Source organism: Bacillus cereus (assembly GCF_015071065.1).
GTDB lineage: Bacteria > Bacillota > Bacilli > Bacillales > Bacillaceae_G > Bacillus_A > Bacillus_A cereus_BA.
Genome location: NZ_VOVA01000010.1, coordinates 26,097 through 46,594, shown reverse-complemented (window position 1 = coordinate 46,594; position 20,498 = coordinate 26,097). Strand labels below are relative to the sequence as shown.

The following is a 20,498-nucleotide window of genomic DNA, read 5'->3' as shown; positions in this document are numbered from 1 at the left end:
GAACTATTTAACAAAAAGGTGACAATTGCAAGTTATTATTTTATATTTTTTTGTATTGGGGCAATTGGAGACTTAATCTTATTTTTCAACGGAAATTATATAACCAATTTATTCAGCTAGCGACCAGATTGCGGAATAAAGAAAACAGCTTATAACAGTAAAAGCACAGAACTCTCTGTGCTTTTACTTTGCGGTCTATGACAGCAACCCTGTCACTTCCCCTATTAGATAGAAATATCAACATGATCTTCTTTAAGTAATGGGTGCTTTTCTCGAATAAACAACATTAGTTTATTCATTTCCCCTAAGTCCATTAAAATGCCCAAAATCCCTGTTTTTGATCGAAATCAGGGATTTTGTCTATGTTTGGTAATTATAGTTTATTTCCAAAGCACTACACTACATTTAAAACAGCAATCTCTATATTGAGTGGTGTTGAAGCCATGTATATGATGAAAAAAGGGCAACTTGTTTTACCGGATAAGTCTGTCCAAAACCAGAAACAATTTATTCATAAATTGTTTGGCTTAGCTTCATAAGATAGAAATGAAGAGGAAATTGCTACTCTATGTTTCTAACTAACATTTTCGAACCAGAACCGGTCATAGGTTCACTACTGTACGCCTATGACCTATGTGAGTATCGAGAATAACGTCCTAATACTTGGGAAACGTTGCTGTAGAAAGGCTTATATTATGTTTTAAGGGGGATTTCAAATTGAAAAAGACCAGCAACGTTTTATAATACGTTGGTATGGTATTTGGGATTTTTAGGGAATTTGTGAATTTTAAGTTTCGGGAATTCTACGTACTCAACTTAATAAGCTCACAAAAATTAGCCATTGTCCTTTTTGAAAAGCGTTTATTATAATCTCTTGGGCTAAAATAACTTTATATGTATCACAAAAAACACGTTTATTTTTCACAAATTTCACACAAATCATTGGTATTCTTTTATATAGTAATAACTAATAGGTTTGAGAGAAGGGAACTGTATATGAAAATAACCCGTTTTTCTCTTCTTTTATTTTTAGTATTATGTTTTCCGAAATTTAGTAGTCATGCTGAGTCTACAATACAATCAAAAATTGACGCGGCTTCTCCACATGAAACCATTAAATTAGAAAGTGGGACTTATAATGAAACTATAGAAATATCAAAACCGATTACATTAAAAGGGGAAAAGAATACAAAGATAATCTCCTGCGGTAAGGCTCCTATTATCACGGTAAAAGGGGAAAGTACTACCCTTAAAGATTTGAAAATAGAACAATGTAATGAAAATGAAAATCAGTCAGCGATATTTGTATCGGGAGAAAAACATCATTTTAGTGGATTGGAAGTTCGCACGTCAAACATGGGGATTAAGTTAGAAGATGCCAAAAATATAAAGATTGAGAACAGTGTAATCATCGGAAAAGGAAGTGCCAATGGAATTGATTTATGGAAATCCAATCGCAATCTCATTGAGAACATCAAAATACAAAATGCCCGTGATGGTGTTTATTTAGAACAAAGCGACAATAATACAATAAAGGATAATACAATCTGGCAGTCTCGTTATGGCATTCATCTTATGTATTCTGACAAAACGGTTGTTGAAAATAATATATCAAAAGAAAATACAACAGGTGCTATGATTATGGGGACAAAGGAAACATCTGTAGTAGGAAATCACTTTATTAACAATAAAAGTAATGTTCATGCACAAGGCTTATTACTATATGATGCGACAAAAACAAAAGTTTTACAAAATGAAATTGCTAATAATAGAGTAGGGATTTATGTAGAAAAGGCAAAGCACAATTTTATTATGAGTAATGCAATTTTTAATAATTTTATCGGTTTACAATTTAAAGATGCCAGTGCAAATGAATTTACTCAAAATGTAATGATAGGGAATGTTAATGAGTCGCAAGCTACACAAAGTAGGGAAAACAATATCTATAAAAATTATTGGGATGCTTCTTTAAAAGTAGATAAAGATGGTTTAGGTACTAGTAATATTCCATACAAAGCAGATGCCTATTTTCTTTTGTTAACACAAGATATTCCAGAATATCAGTTGTTCTTTCAGTCACCAGGGATGCGTATTTTGCAAAGTTTTATAAAAATTCCAGATCAATCTTTATTGCTAGACAAAGAGCCTAGTATGAGGACAAAAATTGTTCCGCAAAAAGGTGAGGGGATGGGATTTCAGTCTAACATTTTGGTTGTAAGTGTAAGCATGTTACTAATGGGAAGTATATTGTTCTTTTTAGGGAGGAAAAATTGATGAGAGTAAAGTATATGCTATTTGCTATTTGTTTATGTTTTGTGTTTGCAGTAGTAGGATGTGGCAAGAAAGAGATTGAGGCAGTTGCAATTAATGAAAAAAATGATAAGTGTGATGTTTGTAATATGGCAGTAATGGATAATCAATTTGCAACAGAGGTAATTTTAGAAAATGGAAAAGCTTTAAAGTTCGATGATATTGGTTGTATGTATAAATGGATGGATGAGCATAAAAATGAAAAAACACAAGAAAAGTTTGTAAGAGATTACAATACAAAAGATTGGGTTGCAGTAGATAAAGCGACATATGTGTATGATAAAACGATTAAAACTCCAATGGCTTATAATGTGATTTCTTTTAAAGATAAGAAAGACGCAGACAGTTTTGTAGAAAAACATACTGGGAAAATTCTCTCTCATAAAGAACTTGGGGAACACAAATGGGAAATGAATAAAGAGATGATGGGAAAAGAAAAGAAAGATCATGGTAGTGGACATTCTCATTAACAAGAGACTATTACTATGAACAAAATAGTTAGAAAAAGACAACCAACTATGGTTGTCTTTTTCGGTAGAGAGGTGAGTAGGTATGTGGAATATATTATATTCAGAATGGCGTAGCGCAGTAAGAAGTAAATCTGCATACACGTTTTTGTTACTTTGGATAACTATGTTTTCTTTAATATTTGTTATGGAAAGAAATACCCCGGCTTTAGCAGGGTATACAAATGTAACTGGGACAATGGTAAACCTTATTTTATATATTGTACCTTTACTTATGTTAATTATAGGAGCATTTTCTATTGCAGGCGAGGTGGAAAATGGGAAATGGAGACTTTTATGTACGTATCCTTTAAAGAGTACTTCATATGTAATAGGTAAAACAATCGGTCAATTTATAGCGCAAACAGCTATTTTTTCAATGAGTTTTGGAGTAAGTATAATAATTGGTTTATTAAGCGGTAGTAATTTTGATATGTTTTGGATATTAGCAACGTATATCTTCTCTGTTTTACTTATCTTTTTATTTTTATTGCTAGGAATAACGATCGGTTCTTTTTCTATAACAAGGTGGCAAGCTTTAGCGATGAGTATTGTAGTTTGGTTCCTTCTTATTATGATGTGGCCAACGGCTTTAATTAGTATCCTTAATTTTGTTCCATATACGATGATTGCACCACTAATAAAAATGTTATTGTTTTGCAACCCAGCTGAATTACTTCGAATTATATTTGTAATTCAATTAGGTGGTGGAGCAATATTTGGACAAGCATATGATCAACTGATTATGTTTCTTCAAAGTAATGCTGTTATTTTAGTTTTATTAATATATGGTATTATCTATACAACCATTTTCTTGTTTGTGGCGGGATGGCAAATGGAAAGGAGAAGAAAAAAATGACAGTATTAAATCTTAACGAAGTATGTAAACGATATAAAAAGAAATTAGCATTATCTCCGATTTCGTTTCAAAGTAAAGAAGGAGAGTGTATCGTATTATGTGGTGGGAATGGAGCAGGGAAAAGTACGCTCCTTGATATTATAGCTGGAATTACAACTCCTACAACTGGTACCGTTCAATTAGGTAATATAGAATTACAGAAAGATAGAAAACAGTATGTGAGTGAAATAGGTTATATGCCAGATGATTTTCATGCACAGCAAGATATGACAGTTCAAGAGTTTTTATTGTTTTATGCAGCTTTTCGAAATATAGGAAAAGAAAAAGTACAAGCAGTTATTAAAACAATAGGATTAAATGAGAAACAAAATGAACGCTTGCATAGATTATCCAAAGGGATGAGACAGAGGATTTTGTTTGGACAAGCGTGTCTTGGAAACCCTAAAATTTTGATACTAGACGAACCTACAAATGGGCTGGATCCGTATTGGGTAAATGAATTTTTAACAATAGTAAAGACATTAAAAAGAAATGGTACAATGATTATTTTTTCCACACATATGATGGATGTAGCTGCTGAAATTGGTGATCGGATACTCTTTATGAAAGAAGGAAAAGTCATACAGGAAATAAAAAATGATGGAGATTTAGAAAATTTAACTATAACATTACTACAAATGCATAGGAGATGAATAGATTAGGAAACAGCTACTTTAACGAAGTATACGAAAGAATTCTCCTTCCTCAAGCGTGTGCAGGGACTGCCCTTATAGCTTGGTAAATATAGATAGCTAATAAAAGTATCTACTTCCCAAGAAGCCCCCACTTCAAACTGTCCGCAAGGACGTTAAGTGGCGGGTAGTTCACGAATGGTAGCTGTTTTGTTTTTTATGCTGTTACTGCATCTATACAATTCATGGTTCTGGTGCAAGAACTTAAGGAGGAATCTAATTCACTATGAACAAATGCCCATTTGGTTAGCAAATCACATTGTGGAAATCCAGACTATGTCAATAAAAGTTCAGGAAAATCCAACAGACACTGTGAAAGAATTAATTGGGAAAGAGCCTAGAACACTAAGAGCTTTCCTTTATGAATATAAAGAGAATTTCGAGTGAAATTTTAACATTCAGTTGATTAAATTATACTTATTTTGTTGACTTCATAAAAAAATATCTAATTTTTTATTTTTTAAGTATTAATATCAGTATCTTTATGCTTTATAGATTCACAGCATACGTTTTATAGTTTTTGTACTAGAGCCATAAAAACTGTTTTGGGATAATCCGACAACATACGTGTGCCAGCGGGTGAAATCAATCAACTGCTGGTATTCAATCTGAAGATGGAGCGAAAAAATCAACCTGTAGATGGACTTTTATTTGGCCGCTGGTGGTTACACTGATTATGTACCCTAAAAAAGGAAGAGGAGTAGGAAAAACATGATTAATTATCTCATCATTTTGGCTATTGTCATTTTGTTATCTTTAAGGGAGAAAGAAATCCGGCCGTCCCGTTTATGGATTACACCGGCACTATTCGTTTATTTAATTTTTTCCAGCATGAAACTGATTGATTTGGGCGGAGGTAGTTTCTTTCTTTATTTGATCTGTCTGTTTGTCGGGCTAACAATCGGCGCATGGAGAGGAAAGCTGGAGAAAGTATGTATCAATCCAGTAACGGGGAAAGCAACCTCACAAGGTTCCATTGCCGGCGTCGTTATTTTCCTGGTAGTCATGTTGCTACGCTTGCTTGTGGGCAGTTGGGGAGCACAACATGCTTTGCTTTCCTTAAGTACAGCATTGCTGTTTATTCCGCTTGGCAGTGTTATCACCCGTCGTTATGTTATCTACTTGAAATATAAACAACTAACGGGGGGACAGAGCTGCTAGTTAGCTGGTGTGTAAGTTGTTATAATAGGAATAACAATTCTGCGGGAGGCTCATATATGCAAATCAAACGGCAGCTTGCAGCGTTAGGGAAATATGTGCTCAATCGTAGTCGAACTGTTATTTTAAGTTTGTTGTTGCTGTACAACTTCTTCATAGGGAAAGCAAAAGTAACATCTTTTCCTAAATTGGCAGCTGGATTGCTAGTCAGCTGTGCTTATTTGGCTCTACTTTGGCTACCCGAAAGGATGTGGGGTGAACGTACCCGCATTGCTTCCGTTATTGGAACGTGGATGTTGACGGCAATGTATTGGGTAATTTTTGATGCGGAAAGTACAGCCGTCGTCCTCGTCTTATATCTTGTAGGATATATAGTACTACGGATGCCCACCAAATCATCCGTTTTGTTAACAGGCGCTATAATCGCGGCGGATGCACTTGTTTTCTTTCTGCTGAGAGAGCAAACAGAAAAGATTCTTGTCTATTCAATCGTGCATGCAGGTACTTACGTGATGTTTTGGGGAGCGAGATTGAAACGGGAAGCGACCGAAACGAGCAAACGACACTACGAACAGTTGCGGGAAGTACATGCCGAATTGGAGAAGGCTCATAAAGAGCTTCAACAGACACACCAAGATTTGGAGGAGGCGACTGTTCGCTTGCTATGGTTTGCTGTACTGGAAGAGAGAAATCGGATTTCGTGTGATCTTCACGACAGCATCGGACATGGATTAACGTCAGTTATCGTTCAGCTTCAGGCACTGCCTTATATCATGAAAAAAGATGCGGCGGAAGCAGATATTTCGCTGAAAACTACTTTGGAAGTGGCACGTCGCTGCTTGCAGGACGTACGTACGGTCGTTCACCAGATGGCGGTTAATGAAGCGGGGCTTGGCTTGGTAGCCTTGCAAAGTTTGGTGAAGCAAGTCCGGGAGCAGGGGCACTTAGACATTGCACTTACTGTAGATGGTTCGATTAGTAGTATTAATCCGGAAATTTCAGAATCTTTATACCGGATTCTTCAGGAGGCGCTCACCAATGTTATCCGTCATGCTCATGCTTCCCACGTTGATGTTGAGGTCTCGGAAAGTGAGGGAGTACTGACAATGTCGGTAGCTGACAATGGGATATGGACTGATAGAACTCCAATTTTGTCCGGTTTAGGGCTGACGAGCATGAAGGCGAGAAGTGAGAGAGCAGGCGGGACTTTACGGATTCATGGGGTAGATCCCCATGGCCTAAAGCTCGTAGTTTTAATGCCGCTGCATGAGGATGGATAAAAGGAAGGTGAAGGGAATTGACGATGCATTCGATTCAGGTCCTAATTGTGGATGATCAGCAGTTGGTCCGACATGGTTTACGGTTCATTATAAACGCACAGGAGGACATGGAGGTTGTTGGGGAAGCAGCTGGCGGAAACCAAGCTGCTTTGTTGGCTAATCGTATTCATCCTGATGTGGTACTGATGGACGTCCAAATGCCGGAGGGCGGTGGGATTGAAGCTACTCGTAACATAATTGAGGTTAATCCGTTGTGCAAAGTCATAATTTTGACCACGTTCGATCAGGAAGATTATGTTTACGACGGCATTCGGGCGGGAGCGGTAGGTTATTTACTTAAGGATGCGGAGCCAGAAGAGCTCGTAGATGCCATTCGAGCTGCGTGGAAAGGTGAAGCAATTTTCCGTACAACGGTCGCCGCAAAAGTGATCAGTCAGGTCGTCCGCTCATCTCAACAGTTGCAGCAGGCAGCGGAGTTTACTTCTGACGCCCAGCCGTTTGAGCCGTTAACGGATCGGGAATTGGAAGTGCTACAACAGATGGCGTACGGATTGCGTAACGGAGAAATCGCCAAAAAGCTTTATATTGGTGAAAGTACGGTCAAGACACATGTTCACCGCATCTTTCAAAAGTTTGGTGCCGAAGACCGTACGCAGGCAGTTGTAATAGCAATCCGTAACCGGATTGTAAAATAAGCTAGTACCAATTATGATTTTAGTGCGATAATAGGGAGAAATGAAAATAATCTTTTTCTACAGTTAGTTATTTTGAGGATTTAGTTCAGGGGGTATTTACATTTCCTAGCTTAATGGTGATGTGGTGGTCCTCCCTTTTTAAACATAAACATATGATTAGACTTTTCATCTCCCACCAATTTGTTGGTGTTATACACCTACACAAAAATTGGGGAAAGAGTCTTCTTGGCTAAAAACGATAAAAAATAAAGTGAATTCAGCTTTTCTGGGATATATCGAAGGCGAAACAAATGGAAGTAGTATTGAATTATGGAGGGTAGAACTAAAAGGAGGACGCATTATTTACGTCCTCTGTTTATTTGTTTATTTAATACATTTCATATTAGTAAATACGGAGCAAACATTATCATTTAAATAAATCTTCTATTATATTAGCAGGGGATGGTGATAGAAAAGTGTGTTCCTTTTCCTAGTTTACTTTCTATCTCTATATCTCCGTTTAATTCTTTAATAATACTGTACGCAATCATAGTACCAAGCCCAGTACCTTTTTCTGTTGTTGAATAAAATGGCAAGGCAATACGTTTTATTTGTTGGGAAGACATTCCTATTCCTGTATCAATAATATCAATTACAATATTATCTTTTATTTTTTGTATATTTATTTGTAATACTCCACCATTTTTCATAGCCTCAATTCCATTTTGTATGATGTTGGTTAGACATAGTTTTAATTTTTCAGGATTAGCATTTATATAAAGGGAATCTGTTGTAATATGCTGCTTTATTTCAACATTATATGAAAGAGCGAGTGGTGAAATAGTATCTTTCACTTGATTTAATATGTAATTAATATCTAGTTTCTCTTTTATAATGTTTTGTGGTTTGGTTAAAGATAAATAGTTATTAATAGTAGATTGTATTTGCTGCATTTCAAGTAACATAATTTCTAAGTACTTATCTTGAGACATCTTAGCACTCTCATCTTCATTTAGTAATTGAGTGAATCCATGTACCGTGGTCAGTGGATTATGAATTTCATGCGCGATAGATGCAGCTAGTTCGCTAGCTATATAAAATTTTTCTGCTCTTTGTATTCTTTCTTTTATTTTATATTTCTCGATCATTCCTTCTATTAAATAAACTGATAATAATACTGTGAAAATATTTATGACTATATAATTAAGTAAAAATTCGATGAGAGTAGAGTCAATTTTACCACCTGTATTTATTTGCGTTACAATACCGCAGATAGAAAGGGAAGTTGTACATATTAAAATAAGTAGATTACTTAATAATATCTTCTTTTCCTTGAAATAAGCAGGTGACAAGTAATGAAACATGATTGTAATAACAGAAATAATAGTAAAGATAATAAATGATGGGAAGACTCCGCTTCCACCTAAGTAAAATCTATAAGAAAGATATAAAACTCCAATACAAATAATGCTCTTTGTATTTCCATATAGAAAAACTAATATGATGGGAATAAAACGTAAATCATAAATAAACCCAGCATGTAAATGAAAAGGGAAAGTCATACAAAAAATAATTGCAATGGAGGAAAGAACAGAAATTAATATATTACTACATGCCATTTTTTCTTTATGTTCCAGCCAAAATACTTGGTAACTAAGGATACAAATAATAATAATAAAGGTATTTAATAATAGTGTAGGAATTCCCATAGTTTATGCCTCTCTGAGAGTTTGTAAGTAGGATTATGAATGTGTTTAATCTAGGTGTTTGGTTTTATTAGATTTTCTATCTTTAAAAGAGAAAAGGAAGGGCACTTGAAAAAGTGCTTTTTTACCATTTATATTAGAACCGATGAGGAAGATAGAAATAAAAAGGTTACTTTTACTTATGAACAAAAAAATTGAAAGTAGCCCTTGTATAGGTAAAACATGAAACGAATTACTGAAATAGTTACGTTTCTCTGGAGTGAATATTCCGAAAAAACATTGTATATGGCGAAATCTATTTTATAACCTTCGCCATATTAACATGTAATTTATTAAATTACAAAGAAAAAATTAAAAATTATTATTTTTTTGTTAGTTCAATTTATTTAAAAACGAAAAAGTATTCAAGAGGTTATGATTGAGATGCTAGGATACTTAGACCAATAGTCGAACTTCGTAATAACGTTGCTACTTTTTTACTCATATTCTTCTTACTAATTTTAGTATAGCTCATTGACTGAAAGTTCTAATAATTAGTTGCATAACCCCCCTTTTTTCTTATCATTTTATATTAAATACAATGATATTTATTGTCACATAATAATGCAAATTCCCCGTAAACTAATAGAAAAATCCTATAATAACATAATTTACTATCTTCGATATAAACATTGCAGGTGTAAATGCAATAAAATTTCATTATTAATCCTTATATTCAAGCTAAAAATATCTGTTTACATATTAAAATATCTTTGTAGTGGTCCTTCATACCCAGAATAGTTTCCGTACTCCAACTAATGTTATTCTAGTATTTTACCCATCTTCTAATTTTGTTAAGGTACCCCGAATATTGTTACTTTTGTGAAATGATATGTTTTAATATTGTAATTTATAATGAATGTTGAGAAAATAAATAATTTGTAAAAATAATGTAATGTTTGTAACTTTATGTCTTATAATATGAAATATCTTTGTTGTGATTATTTTTAATATTTTAATAATTAACCAAATTCATTTTATCTAGGGAGGTTTTAAAATTGGGAAAAAGAGTTGTTAAAAGAGTTTTTGCATTATTATCAGTACTAGCATTATTCTTTAATGTGTTTCTACCGAAGGCAAATGCGGAGGTTATGACGCATGAAAAGTATTCAATGAACTGGAGTTATAGCAACAGTTTAGGTAAGTACATTCGAACCGAAATTATTAAAAATTCAAGCGGTCAAATTGCTTATTGCTTAACTCTTGGATTAAAATCACCAAATGGTGAAGATCTTCCTGAAATGGGGAAAACAGATAATGTAGTATATAGGGTCTTATTAAATGGTTTTCCACAAAAAAGTACTGAACAGCTGGGAGTAGCTAATAAGAATGAAGCACATTATGCAACTCAGCTTGCGGTTTGGAATGCATTAGGTCAACTTGATGTAAATGAATTAAAGCATGAGAATAAAAATGTTGAAAAAGCGGCTAAGGCAATTATTAATGCTGCAAATACAAGTGAAGATACTCAAGATATTTTTATGAATGTGATTCCTGCTGAAAAGCAAAAGGCTGAGTTAAAGGGTGAGTTTTTTGAAACAAGCCTATACACAGTACAAACAAATGCTAAGAGTGGTTCTTATAAGGTAGTAGCGAAAAATGCACCTAATGGAGTTAAAATTGTTAGTGAAAATGGAGAAGTGAAAGATCAGCTTTCAGTTGGGGAAAAATTCCGTATCCAGATTCCTAAAGATACAAAAACAGGCGAATTTAATCTAAGTGTTGCTGCTAACTTGACAAAAGTTCAAGCAATTGCTTACCGCGGTACTGATACTGTTCAGAATGCTACAGTACTACTAGAAAGAAATGAGGAGAAGCTTAGTAGTGACCTTGCAGTAAATTGGGAAGCTGCTGGTTCTTTAAAAATTCAAAAGGTTGGAGAAAATGGGGAAGTTTTAGCTGGTGCAGTATTTGAAGTCTTTAATGCAAATAATGAATCAGTTGGAAAAATCACGACTGGTGCTGATGGTACTGCAGAATTAAATAACCTACCAATTGGTATCTACACAGTAAAAGAAATAAAAGCACCAACAGGTTATGTTTCAGGTGATAAACCACAAACTATTGAAGTTAAGACAGGGGAAATAGGGGCTGTTCAAGTAGTAAACAACAAAGTAAAAGGTAACATCGAAATTAAAAAACTTAGTGATTCAGGAAAGGTTTTACCAAATGTTGAATTCACAGTCTTCACTGAAGATGGTAAAGAAGTGAAAAAAGTAGTAACAAAAGAAAATGGAGTTGCAAATGTTGATGGTCTTACGTATGGTAAATATTATTTCTTAGAGACAAAAACACCTAATGGATATATTGGAAATAAAACAAAGTATCCTTTTGAAATTAAAGAACACAATAAAACACTTACTTTTACAGTGGAAAATACAGAAGTGAAAGGTAGTGTAAAATTACTTAAAGTAGATAATGAAGATATCAGTAAAAAATTAGAAGGTGCAGTATTCGAGCTAAAAGATGCAAGCGGGAAAGTAATTGGCGAATATAAGACAGATAAAAATGGTGAAGTTAACGTCAAAGATTTAGCGTATGGTAAATATTCATTTGTAGAAAAGTATTCTCCGAATGGTTACGTTCTTATTACAGAACCAATTGTGTTCGAAATAAAGGAACATGGAAAAATTATTGAGTTATTAGCAGTTAATCATCTTATTAAAGGTGATCTAGAAATTACAAAAGTTGATGTAGCTGATGGAAACAACAAGCTTCCAAATGCAGAATTTACTATTTATAACGAAGCAGGAAAAGAAATAGTAAAAGGAAAAACAGACGATAAAGGTATCGCGAAGTTTGAAAAGTTACCATTTGGAAAATACACATATAAAGAAACTGTTGCACCAAAAGGTTATGTATTGAATGAAGAAACGTTCTCTTTTGAGATCAAAGAGAATGGTCAAATCATTAAACATATTGTCAAAGATGAAAAGATTCCATCAGTAAAAACAACAGCTACTGATAAAAACGATGGTACAAAAGAAATGCATACTTCTAAGTCTGTAACAATCCAAGATAAATTGGAATACAAAGACCTACAAGTAGGTAAAGAGTACACTTTAAAAGGTAAATTAATGGATAAAGAAACTAATAAACCATTAGTTGTAAATGGTAAAGAAGTAACAGCTGAAACTAAGTTTACACCAAAAGAAGCAAATGGTTCTATTACATTAGACTTCACATTTGATGCAACTGGTTTAGAAGAAAAAGAAGTAGTAGTATTCGAGGATGTACTGAAAGACGGAAAAATTGTTACAACACATGCTGATATCAACGACAAAGGTCAAACAGTTAAGTTTGTTAAGCCTTCAGTAAAAACAACAGCTACAAACAAAGCTGATGGTGGAAAAGAGATTCATGCAAACGATTCTATCACTATCCAAGACAAAGTAGAGTATACTAACTTAGTTGTTGGTAAAGAGTACACTGTAAAAGGTAAACTAATGAACAAAGCTATTAACAAACCATTATTAATTGATGGTAAAGAAGTAACAGCTGAGACTAAGTTTACTGCAAAAGAAAAGAATGGTTTTGTAACATTAGACTTTACTTTCGTTGGCGCTGAACAGCAAGGAAGAGAAGTCGTAGTGTTTGAAGACTTATTACATGAAGGTCAAGTAATTGCAACTCACGCTGACATCAATGATGAAGGACAAACAGTTCGATTCGTAGAACCTTCAATTAAAACAACAGCTACAAACAAAGCTGATGGTTCTAAAGAGTTAGATGCTTCTAAATCTGTAACTATCCAAGATAAAGTGGAATACAAAGACTTAATCGTGGGTAAAGAGTACGTTGTAAAAGGTAAACTAATGGATAAAGCAACAAACAAACCATTATTAGTTAATGGTCAAGAAGTAACAGCAGAATCTAAGTTTACTGCAAAAGAGAAAAATGGTTCTATCACACTAGCCTTCACATTTAATGCTTCTGAACTACAAGGTAAAGAAGTAGTAGTATTTGAAGAACTGTATCAAGATAATGTCTTAGTAGCAATTCACTCTGACATTGAAGATATGGGTCAAACAGTGAAATTTAAAGAGGTAAAATCGGAACAACCTAAACCAGAACAGCCGAATCCAGATAAAAACACTCCAACATCAGAGCAACTAAAAGAACAACCACAACCTAAGAAAGAAATTCAATCTAAAATTGGATGGTTACCGCAAACAGGTACTAACCTTACAAGTTGGATCTCTATGGCTGCAGGCGCATTGTTGTTAATAGTTGGTGGAGTAATTTTCTTAAAACGTAAAAATGCATAGAAATTAAAAAATAAGCACATCTGTTTTTATAACAAGATGTGCTTATTTTCTTACAGTAATTCCTATAAACATGTTAGGAATCAAATGTCCATTTTGTCAATTAATGTGTAATTTCTATATAACAAAGAAAAAACACCCGTTTTGGATGCTTTTAAATCTTTTCTATAATATAAACCAATGTCTTTTTTGATGGTGCATGATAAGAGTAACCTTGATTATTATGAACATATATTTCGTATTTACCCATCACTTTAAATCTTTCTGTTTCAGATTCACCGAACTTTGTTACAGAGTCGCATAAAATAGTTAATTCTTTTCTATTATTGCATAACAAATTAGAAATTTGTTTTTCGGTATATATTCCCGCTACCGCTAATTCTTTCAACATTTCTTCATATTGCATAATTTATCCCCCTTTCCCAATCTATTCATTCAACATAAACCATAATTATCCTTTTATTTTAATGAACAAAAAGCCATCACCGAAGTGACAGCTCTAAAGAGGATGGGAGAAGACAAAGAATCTTCCGAGTTTCTATTCTAATCGTTCTAACGGTTTAACACACAGTTATTAACTGCAGTATTTAATTCCTTAATGTTTTCGTTAGCTTCTTTTGTATCTACATCAACTTTCACTGAAACTACATTCCATATCATTTCGAGAAAATTGTACGCTAAGAAGTTTATAAAGGTTGTAATCACTTAACAAGTGTTTATAAATGTTTTCAATCATATTTATAAACGTGATAACCCTTGATTTTATAGGGATACAAGCTATGTCCGTAAAAGTACACATTTTTTGATATTTAAATTTTTGTAAAGGTGAAACTAGTTTTATAAAAGATACAAAGTCATGAACTTAGTTTTACTTTTTATAAATAAAATAATTATATATGTTTATACCAACTTCTACTTAATATAGGATTCGTTTTTTTCATTTTGGAATTTAGCTGTTAATTTAGTATATGAAACAGATACGATAGAATCGTGCACTTTTTCTGGAAAAGTATCTGGGTTGTCACATATAATATTAGTGTCCCCATTTTCGGACATGCGTAATTGAAATACATTTGGAATGTCCAATTTGATTTTTTTGTAACCCTCTTTATTAAATTGGTACACCCAAACTTTTTGATCGTCTGTAGTAAAAGCCCAATAATTCATAGTTGCACTCAGAGCCCCAATGGTTTCCCCTTGCTTGTTATTTACACCTTCAATAGAAAGAGGCGTTAACTGTTTAGAGTTTATATCCAAAATAAAATAATTTTCAATTTGAGTGTTAGTGTTTTTTTCATCGATAGACAGGCTCACATAGACGATTTTATCACCCACAATTCTAGGTGCTAAAACATTATTTTGTGGAACTAAATAAGTGCTTGTATGTTTACTATTAAGATTATATATGCTTAGGGTAGTTTGTTTTTCGTTAGAGTTCGTATAGATTAATTTATCTTCATTCATATGAAGAGTAGTACTAGCTGTGTCATAGGAATTTACGGTGGCAATTTGTGTTTGTGTATTGGTTTCTAAATCATATAGTATAATAGCCGCATTTTTCTTCTGATCATTAATTTCCATCCAGGATACATAATGTTTATAAAGGTACGGTTCTATAATTTCATTAGTTTTATGAATTTTAGTTTGTTTGTTATTACTTAAATTTTTTCCATAAAGAACAGTTTTTGAGCCAACAGCATTTTTATCATTCCATAATAGCCATTTTTCATTAACATGTACCCCTTGTATATTTGCATCACTACCCATTTTTGAATGAAATACAGTTTCCTCTGCTTTGTTTGAAAGGTTATATGAAAGGATTTTATTAGGTAGCCTTTCTTTACTATCATCAGCAACAGGCAAATACATTTTATTATTAGAAGTAGATGCCATATAAAATGTATCATAATTTATTTTTAATTCTGGATAAGTACTATTGATTTGTATGATATTTTGTTTGTTTTGACTGCAAGATCCTAATATTCCAAGGCAGATAATAGTGGAAATTACCTTTAGATTTTTCAATATACTAATGTTGGATTTCCACCTGTCGCATTTAGAACAGCTTTTCCTACTCCTTTTCCATCTTCATCTACTTTCTCCTCGTATTCACCACGTAAAGCTTCTCCGTCCCTATCTAATTTGTGATTAGGATCTACAATTTGCATTGTTCTATCTGATCCATGGTAACCATCTTCAGGATCTAATGATGGCGATTTTGATGTAACAACAGTTTTTTTTGCTTGACTGGGATCAATGTTTTCATCCGCAAAACTGACACTAGAAGGAAGTAAAAGACTCATTGCTAAAACACTCATGCTTAATCCTTTAATAATAGGTTTCATATCGCATCTCCTTAATTTACAATCTCATAATATTCTAGAATAAATGGTATATTATAGCGATTTAATAATCTAAAATATGCATAATTACATATTTTGGAGATTAAATAAAAAAAGTTGGCTCCTTAATTAGGAACCAACTTTAAAATTTTTGAATAAACTAAGCAGGTTCTGTTGCAAAGTTTGAAAAAACATAAACTTGTTTACAAAATATAGTCACCGTTTAGGTGGTTATGAATAATTGCTGTAATTAAATCCCAGAGTGGCCCCTCATCCCTATAATCGTTTCCGTACCCCCTTAAGGAGGATACAAGTGGGAAAGAACAATCTAGGAATGAATCAGATAACATTGCAACAATTATTACCAAATACAGATCAATTGCTGAAATTAGATGAATTAATTAGAAGCTATAAAACAACAATGCCCATGTTAGATACCATGTCTAATTCTACAATAATACAAAATGCACTTCGTATGGTACAGATACTATCATCTACTTTTCAATTACTTTCGACAATTGATATGGGCGAGATTCAGACTTTCCTAGAAGAGGGAGAAGTACAAGAGGAGATCCAACAAGAGATTATTTCTATACAGGAAGAAACTAGTGTAAAAAACGTCATGGACATTATAAATGACTGGGCTTTAAAGATTATGAATGCACCAACTACTTTAAAAGAAAAAGCACCAGCTGTATATTTGTTTTTATGTATCGTATTGCCCTTGATGGATGGAAATTATTACCACCTGCCATTCAAGATATCTGGAAAGAGAAGGTTTTACATGTTTCACAATTTACAGAAGAGAAGCCTAAAGAAAATGCTAAACAATTAAAACAATCTATAGAAAAAGATTTTGGAATGGCTCTTTCAGCTGTAAATCAAATACGTGTGACCAATCGAGAAACACCGGTTTTCCAATCACATCAACGTATTTCTGGAACAATTGATAGTATACCTTGTAATAAGCCAGTCATTATTATTGAAAAAAAACGAAATTGGTCATTTATAATGTATATAAATACTTTAGGTGAAGAAGTTAATGGATGGGTTTTTACTGGTAATTTAGCAAAATAACATCAATATCTTTACTAATTTATTGGAACTAAGTTGAAATTATTTACCTCACTAAAAAAGAACCCTTTCCAAAGGGCTCTTTTTTAATGCTTTCTACCAAGTAGGGGTAGGACGCACATTTTAACGTTTTTATACGCTAAGGGATTCTCAAAACTCCATAACACGAGTTAAATTGAGAATTTGATTTAAAGATGAGTTTTGAGACACTATTTAAGCTCTTTTCAGCACCTTTTACATTGAAGTGCATTTGTCTCAAATACCTACTGGTGATATCGCTTAGAGTAGTAAAATCAACGTTTTCTCATGTCGAATTTTGCTTAGCGTATATTTTCGTTAAAATGTTGGCGGTACGCCTTATATACCTGAGATCTTACCAACTAAAGTTAGAACGTTTTGGAATTCCTTAAATTAAGAACAGAGTGGGATTAATCATAGACCAATTACTAGCGCTGTTTTCTACATACCTTACTTTTTTACGAACAGATTCCAACTGATTTAATAATTCATCACTATTAAATCGTTATAAGCTTCTTTTATACAATATTTCATACACAATATCAGCTTCTCGATTTTTTGCACCAGGACCCATTTTAATGCCTTTAATAAGGATACGTATAGTAACGAAGAGACGATTCTATAAATACATAAGAATCGTCCTTTCGTTTTGGAAATGATGCATTAATATCAGTCTCATACTATTTTAATAGTATGGGTAAAAATAGTTTCTTTTTAACCTGCGCTAAATTGTTATAATTTTTTTTGCTCTAGAGGCCAATTCCATATCATGTGTAACAAATATTATCGTTTTTCCATCTTCATTAAGTTCTTTTAATATATTAAACACTAAATCTCGATTATTGTTATCTAAATTACCAGTTGGCTCATCAGCTAAAATGTAATCACATTTTTTAATGAGTATTCTTGCTAAAGCGATTCTTTGTTGTTCTCCACCACTAAGCTCAAAAATTTTTTTCTTCTCATAATTAAGCAAATTCACTTTTTGTAAAGCTTCTTTTATTATTTTTCTTTTATCAATATTTTTTTGATATTCTAGGGCTATTAATAAATTTTTCTCTACCGTTTCGTTTTCCATTAAAGCGTAATTTTGAAATAGATACGCTAATTTTTCACGTTGCAATAGTAAGGTTTGCTTTTTGTTTGGATTCACTTGTTCTTCTATAATTATATCTCCAGAGTCGCTTTGTTCTAATAAGCCAATAATATTTAATAACGTCGTTTTTCCTTTTCCACTTTCCCCAACGATTGCGATGAAATCTGTATCTTCAATCTTCAATGAGAAGTCTTTTAATACAACTTTATTACCAAATTTCTTATTTATATTCACTAATTCAATCATTACTAATGTTCTCCTTTTATGATAGCATTGAATGTTTGATTGCTTAATTTCTTATCAAAGAAATAGCTTATTAAAATTTCTAAGATTAGAATCAAAATACCTATAGAAATCACATAAGTATCAATAACATATATAGATACAGATATAATAGGTATAATATTTACTAATAACAATAAAGTAATCATAATTTTATTGCGCTTTATAGCGCTAAATCCAAATAACTGTTTAATATACAAATTGAACTTATTTTTTTCATAGTAACTAGAAATAGTGTTATAAGTTATTAGAAAATTCGAGACGATTAATATAATCATTGCGATCAATAACTTTTCTTTTTCTGTTTTTAGGTTTTGAATTTCAAACGCTAAACGATCATATACTGAGGTGATATTTTGGATAGTTGATTGAGCCTCATTTTTAGTAATAGTAGCCCTTATACTATCGTATGGTTGCTCACTATCAGTTTTAAAATAAAATTCAGATGCAACATATGACAAATAAAAGGATTGATTGAAGATACCTGTATCAATAATTGCAATAGGATCTCTAATGAGATTTTTATCTTCCGCTTTTATAGTTGAATCATAAGTAAAATAATCTTGATTATTTTTTACATATATAATATTTATATTTAACTCTTGTTCTTTAGTATTATTTTTCTCTCTTCCTAGTTCCTCATTATAAATGTTATCAACTTCAACTTTTTGGAAATAAAAATGTTTTCTATAATTCTTATATATTTCCTTCTCATATTCCTTTAATTTTTCAGGTACTAATATATTCATAGTATTCGAATCATGAACAATTTGCTCTTTGATTGTTTTTTCAACTGATTTAATAGGATTATAAGATAAATAGTTTGAATTTATAGTAACACTATTTCCGGAAGGTTCTAACTTCGGATCCCCATTTTCATTATTTAAATCATAGATATACTTTCCATCTATTTTGTCATAATTTGACGTGCTAATTAGAAAGCCACCATGTTGTTTTTCCATATCCAAGTAAAGGTCTTTCATTTTTTTGCTAATTTTTTCTTCCGCACCTAAATCGTCGCCCTTAGCGAAAGTAACTTGAGTTTTATAAATATGTTTAGTTTTTGACCAATTAGATAAATTATCTACCTTTTGATTGAGTTCATTCGATAGGATGTTCCAATGATACGTGGACAATAACATTACGACTATAAATAGAAATTTTAAAGTGAAATTTAATGTGCTAACTAATATATATGGCTTGTTACCTTTTATTTTTGAAACATTTATATTTTTAGTAAAGGCTACTATCGTAATTATTGTGATAGGTATAATTAAAATAAAACTCAATGTAATTGCTATAATCCAAAAAATACATGATAATTCAAAATAAAAATCCGTACTATCTGTAAATATACAATACATAATAAATAATACATAAATCATAAGACTTGATAGCATCATGATTTTCCCTAAATTAAAGATAAAAAAGCTAACTATTTTTTTTCTTGTATAGCCCAATGTTTGCATGATAGCTATATCTTTCAATCTACGAATGATATAGTGGATAATCGCAACAAAGATGCATAATACAATCAAAAATATACAAAACATCTGAAACACATTGCTCTCAAGTAAATCTATAAAGTCAGCTTTATTTTCGCCGAAAATTTCTGTTTTAGCTACATTTTCATTTAGTTCTTTTAACATGGCACTTATTTTTTCTTTATCTTGAGTCGAGATATAGTACATACCACTTCCATCAAAATTTTCATCTGTACTTAAAGGTTGGATAGTTATTTTAGTTTTCGAATCTATTCTTTTTATAATACCAATTTGATCTGTGCTCTCAATTTCAGAAGTACTTATAAATTTGTTTGAATTTACTTCTGGAAACCTCCCTGATTTTAACTTGATATGGTTATTTAAACTAGTATCAGTTGTAAAAATATGTAAATCATTTTCTCCCGGGTATATGTATTTTGAAATATTCACATTATATTTCTTTGATAAACTTTGTAAAAATTCAATGTAATTCTTAGTGTAACTTTTCTCTTCTTCAAAATTTAAAGTAATACTAGTTGTATTTTTATAGAATAACTGTTGTGTTTTATATTCTTTAAAAATATTTAAAGATAAAAATGCAGTTAATGCCAGCGTTGCTGCCATTAAAATAAAAATGATTTTTTTCATGCAAACACCTCTTAGAAAAATCTAAT

General features: G+C 32.3%; 15 protein-coding genes and 1 pseudogene. 10 read left to right on the top strand and 6 right to left on the bottom strand.

Annotated features, from left to right (window positions below; genetic code table 11):
• Positions 1–395: 395 nt before the first annotated feature.
• The 8 genes and pseudogenes from FT637_RS20845 to FT637_RS20810 all read left to right on the top strand — a co-directional run.
• Positions 396–539 (top strand): annotated as a pseudogene (locus FT637_RS20845) (IS6 family transposase); the annotation flags it as partial.
• A 457-nt stretch (positions 540–996) separates the two neighbouring features.
• Entirely contained in the window at positions 997–2,274 is a 1,278-nt protein-coding gene (locus FT637_RS20840) for a nitrous oxide reductase family maturation protein NosD (RefSeq protein ID WP_193647915.1), read from the top strand.
• Positions 2,274–2,780 carry a nitrous oxide reductase accessory protein NosL gene (locus FT637_RS20835; RefSeq protein ID WP_193647914.1) on the top strand — a complete coding sequence of 169 codons (507 nt, stop codon included), beginning with the start codon at positions 2,274–2,276 and terminating at the stop codon, positions 2,778–2,780. Before FT637_RS20840 ends, FT637_RS20835 begins: the two co-directional genes overlap by 1 nt.
• Positions 2,781–2,862: 82 nt before the next feature.
• Positions 2,863–3,675 carry an ABC transporter permease gene (locus tag FT637_RS20830; RefSeq protein ID WP_193647913.1) on the top strand — a complete coding sequence of 271 codons (813 nt, stop codon included), beginning with the start codon at positions 2,863–2,865 and terminating at the stop codon, positions 3,673–3,675.
• Complete coding sequence (locus FT637_RS20825) at positions 3,672–4,367, top strand: ABC transporter ATP-binding protein (RefSeq protein WP_193647912.1); 696 nt, start codon at positions 3,672–3,674, stop codon at positions 4,365–4,367. The genes FT637_RS20830 and FT637_RS20825 overlap by 4 nt, the downstream gene beginning before the upstream one ends.
• Before the next feature lie 750 nt (positions 4,368–5,117).
• Positions 5,118–5,567: a hypothetical protein gene (locus FT637_RS20820; RefSeq protein ID WP_193647911.1), complete on the top strand. Its 450-nt coding sequence runs from the start codon at positions 5,118–5,120 to the stop codon at positions 5,565–5,567.
• Between the two features lie 56 nt (positions 5,568–5,623).
• Positions 5,624–6,844, top strand: a complete 1,221-nt coding sequence (locus FT637_RS20815; RefSeq protein WP_193647910.1) for a sensor histidine kinase — start codon at positions 5,624–5,626, stop codon at positions 6,842–6,844.
• 17 nt (positions 6,845–6,861) lie between these two features.
• Positions 6,862–7,539 carry a response regulator transcription factor gene (locus tag FT637_RS20810; RefSeq protein ID WP_309137446.1) on the top strand — a complete coding sequence of 226 codons (678 nt, stop codon included), beginning with the start codon at positions 6,862–6,864 and terminating at the stop codon, positions 7,537–7,539.
• A 431-nt stretch (positions 7,540–7,970) separates the two neighbouring features.
• On the opposite strand, the gene FT637_RS20805 is transcribed toward FT637_RS20810, so the two are convergent.
• Positions 7,971–9,227, bottom strand: a complete 1,257-nt coding sequence (locus FT637_RS20805) for an ATP-binding protein (RefSeq protein ID WP_193647908.1) — start codon at positions 9,225–9,227, stop codon at positions 7,971–7,973.
• A gap of 1,034 nt (positions 9,228–10,261) precedes the next feature.
• Between FT637_RS20805 and FT637_RS20800 the strand changes: the two genes are divergently transcribed.
• Positions 10,262–13,531 carry a VaFE repeat-containing surface-anchored protein gene (locus FT637_RS20800; protein WP_193647907.1) on the top strand — a complete coding sequence of 1,090 codons (3,270 nt, stop codon included), beginning with the start codon at positions 10,262–10,264 and terminating at the stop codon, positions 13,529–13,531.
• A gap of 151 nt (positions 13,532–13,682) precedes the next feature.
• On the opposite strand, the gene FT637_RS20795 is transcribed toward FT637_RS20800, so the two are convergent.
• The 3 genes from FT637_RS20795 to FT637_RS20785 all read right to left on the bottom strand — a co-directional run bounded on the left by FT637_RS20795 (position 13,683) and on the right by FT637_RS20785 (position 15,873).
• Positions 13,683–13,934 (bottom strand): hypothetical protein, encoded by a 252-nt coding sequence (locus FT637_RS20795; RefSeq protein ID WP_193647906.1) that lies wholly within the window; start codon positions 13,932–13,934, stop codon positions 13,683–13,685.
• A 506-nt stretch (positions 13,935–14,440) separates the two neighbouring features.
• The gene (locus tag FT637_RS20790) at positions 14,441–15,553 is read right to left on the bottom strand and encodes a hypothetical protein (protein ID WP_193647905.1); all 1,113 of its coding nucleotides are present in this window, start codon (positions 15,551–15,553) and stop codon (positions 14,441–14,443) included.
• On the bottom strand, positions 15,550–15,873 hold the full coding sequence (locus FT637_RS20785) for a hypothetical protein (protein ID WP_193647904.1): 324 nt from the start codon (positions 15,871–15,873) through the stop codon (positions 15,550–15,552). Before FT637_RS20785 ends, FT637_RS20790 begins: the two co-directional genes overlap by 4 nt.
• A gap of 310 nt (positions 15,874–16,183) precedes the next feature.
• On the opposite strand from FT637_RS20785, the gene FT637_RS20780 reads away from it, so the two are divergent.
• Positions 16,184–16,705 (top strand): hypothetical protein, encoded by a 522-nt coding sequence (locus tag FT637_RS20780; protein WP_227493891.1) that lies wholly within the window; start codon positions 16,184–16,186, stop codon positions 16,703–16,705.
• A gap of 981 nt (positions 16,706–17,686) precedes the next feature.
• On the opposite strand, the gene FT637_RS20775 is transcribed toward FT637_RS20780, so the two are convergent.
• Together FT637_RS20775 and FT637_RS20770 are read right to left on the bottom strand one after the other, a co-directional pair.
• On the bottom strand, positions 17,687–18,304 hold the full coding sequence (locus tag FT637_RS20775) for a putative bacteriocin export ABC transporter (RefSeq protein WP_088037657.1): 618 nt from the start codon (positions 18,302–18,304) through the stop codon (positions 17,687–17,689).
• Between the two features lie 2 nt (positions 18,305–18,306).
• Positions 18,307–20,472, bottom strand: a complete 2,166-nt coding sequence (locus tag FT637_RS20770; protein WP_193647903.1) for a DUF1430 domain-containing protein — start codon at positions 20,470–20,472, stop codon at positions 18,307–18,309.
• Between the last annotated feature and the right edge of the window lie 26 nt (positions 20,473–20,498).

What these genes read in the sequence shown, in the direction of transcription:
- FT637_RS20815 (WP_193647910.1), top strand. Translation starts at nt 5,624, where the DNA reads ATGCAAATCAAACGGCAGCTTGCAGCGTTAGGGAAATATGTGCTCAAT.
- FT637_RS20820 (WP_193647911.1), top strand. Translation starts at nt 5,118, where the DNA reads ATGATTAATTATCTCATCATTTTGGCTATTGTCATTTTGTTATCTTTA.
- FT637_RS20840 (WP_193647915.1), top strand. Translation starts at nt 997, where the DNA reads ATGAAAATAACCCGTTTTTCTCTTCTTTTATTTTTAGTATTATGTTTT.
- FT637_RS20830 (WP_193647913.1), top strand. Translation starts at nt 2,863, where the DNA reads ATGTGGAATATATTATATTCAGAATGGCGTAGCGCAGTAAGAAGTAAA.
- FT637_RS20770 (WP_193647903.1), bottom strand. Translation starts at nt 20,472, where the DNA reads ATGAAAAAAATCATTTTTATTTTAATGGCAGCAACGCTGGCATTAACT.
- FT637_RS20805 (WP_193647908.1), bottom strand. Translation starts at nt 9,227, where the DNA reads ATGGGAATTCCTACACTATTATTAAATACCTTTATTATTATTATTTGT.
- FT637_RS20835 (WP_193647914.1), top strand. Translation starts at nt 2,274, where the DNA reads ATGAGAGTAAAGTATATGCTATTTGCTATTTGTTTATGTTTTGTGTTT.
- FT637_RS20825 (WP_193647912.1), top strand. Translation starts at nt 3,672, where the DNA reads ATGACAGTATTAAATCTTAACGAAGTATGTAAACGATATAAAAAGAAA.
- FT637_RS20795 (WP_193647906.1), bottom strand. Translation starts at nt 13,934, where the DNA reads ATGCAATATGAAGAAATGTTGAAAGAATTAGCGGTAGCGGGAATATAT.
- FT637_RS20775 (WP_088037657.1), bottom strand. Translation starts at nt 18,304, where the DNA reads ATGATTGAATTAGTGAATATAAATAAGAAATTTGGTAATAAAGTTGTA.
- FT637_RS20785 (WP_193647904.1), bottom strand. Translation starts at nt 15,873, where the DNA reads ATGAAACCTATTATTAAAGGATTAAGCATGAGTGTTTTAGCAATGAGT.